This is a genomic window from uncultured Arenimonas sp., from assembly GCF_963976025.1.
GTDB lineage: Bacteria > Pseudomonadota > Gammaproteobacteria > Xanthomonadales > Xanthomonadaceae > Arenimonas.
In genome coordinates this window covers 1-4,822 of sequence record NZ_CAXBJS010000195.1, presented here as the reverse complement: position 1 = coordinate 4,822, position 4,822 = coordinate 1, and the positions used below count along the sequence as shown (strand labels likewise).

The 4,822-nt window shown below is 71.5% G+C and carries 4 protein-coding genes and 1 riboswitch; of the genes, 3 read left to right on the top strand and 1 reads right to left on the bottom strand.

The window, feature by feature from the left end:
• Positions 1-96: 96 nt before the first annotated feature.
• Entirely contained in the window at positions 97-1,203 is a 1,107-nt protein-coding gene (locus tag AACZ35_RS12500) for a phytase (RefSeq protein WP_339829811.1), read from the bottom strand.
• 116 nt (positions 1,204-1,319) lie between these two features.
• Positions 1,320-1,448: riboswitch (SAM riboswitch) on the top strand.
• A gap of 76 nt (positions 1,449-1,524) precedes the next feature.
• Between AACZ35_RS12500 and AACZ35_RS12495 the strand changes: the two genes are divergently transcribed.
• The 3 genes from AACZ35_RS12495 to AACZ35_RS12485 form a co-directional block, all read left to right on the top strand.
• A complete protein-coding gene (locus AACZ35_RS12495; protein ID WP_339829809.1) occupies positions 1,525-2,538 on the top strand; it encodes a homoserine O-succinyltransferase in 1,014 nt (337 codons plus the stop codon).
• A complete protein-coding gene (gene metB, locus AACZ35_RS12490; RefSeq protein WP_339829807.1) occupies positions 2,535-3,731 on the top strand; it encodes a cystathionine gamma-synthase in 1,197 nt (398 codons plus the stop codon). Before AACZ35_RS12495 ends, metB begins: the two co-directional genes overlap by 4 nt.
• A gap of 65 nt (positions 3,732-3,796) precedes the next feature.
• Positions 3,797-4,822, top strand: a 1,026-nt coding sequence (locus AACZ35_RS12485) for a homoserine dehydrogenase (RefSeq protein WP_339829805.1), incomplete at its 3' end; no start/stop codon positions are given.

Below are 4,822 nucleotides of genomic sequence, written 5' to 3'. Positions count from 1 at the left end.
AGCGTGGTCTTGCCGGCGTCGGGATGCGAAATGATCGCAAACGTGCGGCGGCGGCGGGTTTCGGTGAGGTGGTCGGACATAAGCCCGACATTATAGCTATTCGCAGCTGCGGCGGATGGACAGCACCCGGGCGATGTCCTGCCAGTCGAAGGCGGCCACGCCGGCGTCGTCGTGGGCGGCGAACAGGGCGCCGTAGGGGAAACGCCGGGTCGCCGGGGCGTGCAGCCAGATACCGTCGGTCATGGCGGTCTTTTCGCCCGTGAAGCTGCCCAGGTAGCCCAGTTCGCGGCGGTCGAAGACGTGGAAGACGGTCAGGTCGCGGGCCTGGTCGGTGGTGATCCAGTAGCCGCTGCCGTCCGGACAGGCCCACAGCGCCACGCCTTCGGCCTGGGCGCGGAAGCGTTCGCGCGGCAGGTTGGTGCCGGCGTAGTTGCCGGCCAGGTCGTAGACGCGCAGCGTGGTGCCCACGCGCAGGTCTTCTTCGGCGATAAGCAGGCGGTCGTGCATTGCGTCGCCGGCGATCGACTCGACCATGCGCAGGGCGCCGGCCTCGGTGGTGTCGCCGAAGTGGCCCTGGTACTGGGTTTCCAGGCCGCCCATCGGCGGCAGGCGCAGGCGGAAGCGTTTCACGCGCTGGTCCAGCTCGTGCATCGGCGGCAGGGTTTCGGTGCGGTAATCGGCCATGAAGCTGTCGGTCACCAGCAGCTGCAGCTCGCCCGGCGCGGTTTCGTTCAACCACAGGCCGTAGGGGCTGCGCAGCACGTCCTGGCCGATCATCGCCACCGGTTCGAAGTCGGGCAGGCGCAGCACCTGCACGCGGTGGTTGTCGCGTTCGACCACGAACACCAGGTCGGCGAACACCGCGATGCCGTTGGGCCGGTTGAACTGTCCCGGGCCCTCTCCGCGCGCACCGAAAGCCAGCCGGTACTCGCCGTCGTCACCGTCGAAGACCACCAGCTGGTGGCTTTCCTTGCCGGTGGCGATCAGCCAGGTGTGGCCTTCGGGCGTGGTCCAGCTGGCCACCGAGTCGATCTCGTGCTCGGGCATGTCCGTGCTGAGGAAGGCCTCGGGCACCGGCACCGAATCGGCGCCGAAGACGTCGGGCATCGGCTTGGACGAAGGATCCGGCTGGATCGGGGCGGGCACGCTGGCACAGCCGGCCAGGAGCAGGGCGAAGGCGAGGGGGGCAAGGAGTGGGCGCATGGGGCGGAAGTATAGGCGGCAGGGACGCCCGTGGGAGGGGCTTCAATCAAAGCCATCGCTTCATCGGCATGAAGCGATTGACAAGCCCGGCAAGGCCGGGCAAAGTCGGCCTCGCAATCCCATCGAGACCGGCTGAGGGGTAGGCCCAATGACGCCGGGGCAACCCATGCACGAGCAATCGCGCATGAAGGTGCCAATTCCTGCGGGGGCGTCCGGATGGTCCGGTGCTCGCCGAAAGATGGGTCGTGTTTCCCCCGCCGTTGGGGGCTGCCCGACTTCTTTCACCGCCGGACTCCCTGGGTTTGCCCCAAGGAGCCCGCCATGTCCCTCAGTTCCCCTCACGTCCACGTCGAAACCGCGCCACTGGCCGCGGCCCTTGCGTTTGCCACGCCCTCGGCGCGGCGTTTCCTGCTGGAACTCGACCTGCCGATGCGCCACGCCGGCCAGCGCCGGCTGCGCGTGCGCGGCCAATGGCGGGGGCCGGCGGATGCGCCTTGGGTGGTGGTGGCGGGCGGCATTTCCGCGGGCGCCAAAGTGGCTAGCGACGAACGCGGCGAAGGCTGGTGGCCGGCCCAGGTCGGCCCGGGCCGGGCCATCGATACCGACCGCCGGCGCGTGCTGGCCATTGACTGGATCGGCGCCGACGGCAGCCTCGACCAGCCCATCGATCCCGCCGACCAGGCCGACGCGCTGGCCGCGGTGCTCGACCGCTTCGAGGTGCCGCGCCTTTCTGCCTTCGTCGGCGCCAGCTACGGGGCCATGGTCGGGCTGCAGTTCGCCGCCCGCCACGGCCACCGGCTCGACCGCCTGGTGGCGATTTCCGGCGCCCATCGCCCGCACCCCTACGCCAGCGCCTGGCGCACGCTGCAGCGGCAAGTGGTGGCCCTGGGCCGGGAAGAAGGGCAGGTGTCGCGCGCGCTATCGCTGGCGCGGCAGTGGGCCATGCTGAGCTACCGCACGCCGGAAGAATTCGCCGCCCGCTTCGATACGCCCGCCGTTCTCGACGGCGAACGCGCCCGCGTCGCCGCCGAGGACTACCTGGCCCACTGCGGCCAGCGGTATGCAGCGCGCTGGTGCAGCACCGCCTTCCTGCGCCTTTCCGAATCCATAGACCTGCAGCAGCTCGACCCCGGCGGCATCACCGTGCCCACCACCGTCGTGGCCATCGCCGAAGACCGGCTGGTGCCGCTGTCCGACCTGCAGGCCCTGGTGGAATCCCTGGGCGGACCGGCACGCCTGCGCGTGCTGCGTTCGCCTTACGGCCACGACGCCTTCCTGAAGGAGGACGCCGCCGTTGCCCGGGTCCTGCGCGAAAGCCTGGAGGTGGCGGCATGAGCGCCTGTTGCCCCGCCACCGCCGCCGTGCGCGCCGGCATCGATGCCGACACGGCCTTCGGCGCCGTCACCCCGCCGCTGGTGCTGTCGAGCAACTTCAGCTTCGAAGGTTTCGACGCCAAGCGCCGCTACGACTACACCCGCAGCGGCAACCCCACCCGCGACCTGCTGGCCGGCGCGCTGGCCGAACTCGAAGGCGGCGCCGGTGCCGTGGTCACCGCCACCGGCATGGCGGCGGTGGCCCTGGTGGCCGAAGCGCTGCTGCAGCCGGGCGACCGCCTGGTGGTCACCCGCGACTGCTACGGCGGCAGCTGGCGCCTGTTCGACGCGCTGGCGCGCAAGGGCCGCTTCGAACTGGAGCTGGTGGACCTGGGTGATCCGCTGGCGCTGGCGGCGGCGCTGGCGCGACCGGCGCGCCTGGTCTGGGTGGAAACGCCGTCGAACCCGCTGCTGCGCATCACCGACCTGCGCGCGGCGGCGTTGGCTGCGCATGCCAACGGTGCCCTGCTGCTGGTGGACAACACCTTCCTGTCGCCGGCCCTGCAGCGGCCCTTCGACTTCGGCGCCGACCTGGTGCTGCATTCCACCACCAAGTACATCAACGGCCACAGCGACGTCGTCGGCGGCGCCGTGGTCGCGCGCGAACCGGCGCTGGTCGAAACCCTGGCCTGGTGGGCGAACGCGCTGGGCGTCACCGGCTCGCCCTTCGACAGTTTCCTGACCCTGCGCGGCCTGCGCACGCTCGACGCCCGCCTGCGCGTGCACCAGGAAAACGCCGGCGCCCTGGCCGAACGTTTCGCGCGGCACCCGGCGGTGCGCGCCACGCACTATCCCGGGCTCGCGTGTCATCCGGGACACCGCCTGGCGGCGCGCCAGCAGCGTGGTTTCGGCGCGATGCTTTCCTTCGAACTGCACGGCGGCGTACCGGCCGTGCGCGCTTTCCTGGAACCGCTTCGCCACGTCACCCTGGCCGAATCCCTGGGTGGTGTTGAAAGCCTGGTCGCGCATCCGGCGACGATGACGCACGCGGCGATGTCGGCCGATGCCCGTCGCGCGGCGGGTATCGGCGACGGCCTGCTGCGGCTGTCGGTCGGCATCGAGGCGCTGGATGATCTTGAGGCCGACCTGCTGCAGGCGCTGGATGCGGCGGACCGGGCCAGTGAAAAACTGACGGCAGCCGGAGGTGTCTCGTGAGCCCCGCGGCGGAGGGACTTCAGTCCCGAAAAGCATCGGGACTGAAGTCCCTCCCACAGCAGCCCGTGCGCCGCCTGGCGGTTTTGGGTGCCGGCACCGTCGGCCGCGCGCTGCTGCCGCGGCTGGCGGGGCTTGACCCGGCGACACTGTCGCTGTGCCTGCTGGCGACCTCAGGCTGGCGCTGCGCCGATCCCAGCGGTCTGCGGGCCGGTGACGCGCTCGCCGCCATCGCGCTTGCCCAGGCACACGCGGACGCGGCGCCCGATACCGTGCAAGCCCACGATGGCAGCGGCGAGTTGCCGGCCTGGTTCGGCCCCGGCGACGTGGTGGTGGACGCGACCGCCAGCGAATACCTGGCGGCCTGGCATCCACGCTGGCTGCGCCGTGGCCTGCGCGTGGTGACGGCGAACAAGCTGGGTACCGGCGGGCCGCTGCTGCGGCATCGGCAGGTTCTGCGTCATTCGGAAAAGGGCGGCTGGTACGGCGACGCCGCCACCGTCGGCGCCGGCCTGCCGCTGCTGCGCAGCGTGCGCGAGCTGCGCGCCGGCGGCGACCAGGTGCGCGCGCTGGCCGGGGTGCTGTCAGGCACGCTGGCCTGGCTGTTCGATGGTTACGACGGCAGCGCGCCGTTTTCCGATCGCGTGCGCGAGGCGGTCGCCCGCGGTTACGCCGAACCCGACCCGCGCGTGGATCTTTCCGGCGAAGACGTTCGGCGCAAGCTGCTGATCCTGGCGCGGGCGGCGGGCCATGCGCTCGACGGCGGCGACGTGCAGGTTCAATCGCTGCTCACGCCGGCGCTGCGCCGGGCGGGCAATGCCGCGGCCACCGATGCCGCGCTGGCCTCGCTGGACGAGGCGCTTTCAAAGCGCGCCCGCGAGGCGGCGGCAAAAGGGGAAGTGCTGCGCTACGTCGCGCGGCTCGAAGGAAAAAGCGCGCGCATCGGCCTCGAGGCCCTGCCACCGTCGCATCCCCTGGCGCAGGGCGGTGCCTGCGACAACCGCGTGGCGATCTGGAGCTGCCGCTACGACGAGCGCCCGCTGGTGATCCAGGGGCCGGGCGCCGGGGCGGGTGTCACCGCCGCGGCGCTGCTC